At 59.6% G+C, this 1343-nt stretch carries 1 protein-coding gene and 1 pseudogene; one reads left to right on the forward strand and one right to left on the reverse strand.

Annotated features, from left to right (window positions below; translation table 11 throughout):
* The first annotated feature begins 146 nt into the window (after positions 1 to 146).
* On the forward strand, positions 147 to 332 hold the full coding sequence (locus ACP5EL_RS10355) for a hypothetical protein (RefSeq protein ID WP_428402432.1): 186 nt from the start codon (positions 147 to 149) through the stop codon (positions 330 to 332).
* A gap of 84 nt (positions 333 to 416) precedes the next feature.
* On the opposite strand, the pseudogene ACP5EL_RS10360 reads toward ACP5EL_RS10355, so the two are convergent.
* A pseudogene (locus ACP5EL_RS10360) lies at positions 417 to 1343 on the reverse strand (DNA polymerase II large subunit); the annotation flags it as partial.

Consider the following 1343-nt stretch of genomic DNA (forward strand, 5'->3'; position numbering starts at 1 on the left):
GGTCACGATCAAGGGAAGCACCTCAGTTTTGAAGATGCGATCTCTCGGTCATAAAATATCTTCGCCTTTGCTCTTGATCAAACTTTTCAGAGGAAAGGCGGGACTTTTGAGAGGAATGGGTTGGCCGTGGAGGGGATGCAAGCTTGATGGCACCGTTGACATCACGTCGTAGGCGACGGCCCCAGGGCGGCGATCCCCTGGACGGGGCCTTCAGCCTCAAAGTCGCCGGAGACCAGATCCGCAACCTGGGAGATATCTTCGGGAGGGCAGACCTACTCCGAGGAGGGGATCTTCCTCTCGGGCTACATCTACAGGCTATCGATATAATCTAAATTCTTGGGCGGCCGCCGTCTGAGAGGGGTCCTCCATCTCGGTTCAGCATCGTCGTCTCGGTCTGGGGCCCGACTTGCTCCGGTTCACATGAAGTCCGCAAGGCCCATCTGCTTCGACTTATCGTTCTGGAATAGAGAGTCGATGTCCATCTTGATGATCTCGAGCCGCTGTTTGGTGTAATCGTCCACCCTGAACTCCTCGGCCACCTTCATCGAGACCTCCAGGTACTTTCGGACGGACCCCTCGTGGACGGTTAGGATCACCCTCCCACCACACTTAGGGCAGACCTCGGAGAGGGGGGGCCTCCTGAACTTCGCCCCGCACTTGACGCACCTGACCTTCTGACGGGAGAAGGCCCTTAGATTTCCGATGAGATCGGGCAGGAAGTGGGAGTTGATCACCCTCGTCGCCACGTCCCTCTCGTCGACGGCCCTGATCGACCTCGCCAGATAGAGCTGGGCGTCCATCTTCTCGATCATCGTCTCCAGGGTCTTGTAAGCGCTATTCAGCGGCCCGGCGGCGATGTCGTCAGTGTCGTGGGTGAAGAGGAAGCCCCGGTACTGGGCTTCGGTCCCCAGCCTCTTGGAGACGAGGTCGATCAGCCCCTCCACCTCCTTCGGCTGGGCCCCTTTCAAAGTCGCCCGGTAGAATTCCAGCGGGTACTTCGATGGCAGGTCCAGGTTGTGGGCCTCGCCATCCACCTCCGACGGGTCGAGCCTGGTGGTCATGACGAGGGGGGCGTCCATCTTGCCTCCCCTTTTTTCCGGCAGGTACGACATCGAGAAGTTGAGGAGGGAGTCCATGAGGAGCATAACGCAGTCCTCGTCGCCGTCGCAGTTCCTCCTCTTGGCTGCGTGGAAGAAGGGGTGGCCGTATCCGGCCGAGGCGGTGGTGTAGCCGATCAGACGGCATAAAACCCCTGCCGAGGTGTGGGGGGCAAGCCCCACCAGGAGAGAGCCGATCAGGTCCCGAGGGGTCGCGGCATTGTAATAGCTATCAAGGCCGTAGAA

This window comes from Methanocrinis sp., assembly GCF_049974945.1.
GTDB lineage: Archaea > Halobacteriota > Methanosarcinia > Methanotrichales > Methanotrichaceae > Methanocrinis.

Bases quoted from the DNA above. Each gene is read 5' to 3' on its own strand.
- ACP5EL_RS10355 (WP_428402432.1), top strand. From the start codon at position 147: ATGGCACCGTTGACATCACGTCGTAGGCGACGGCCCCAGGGCGGCGAT.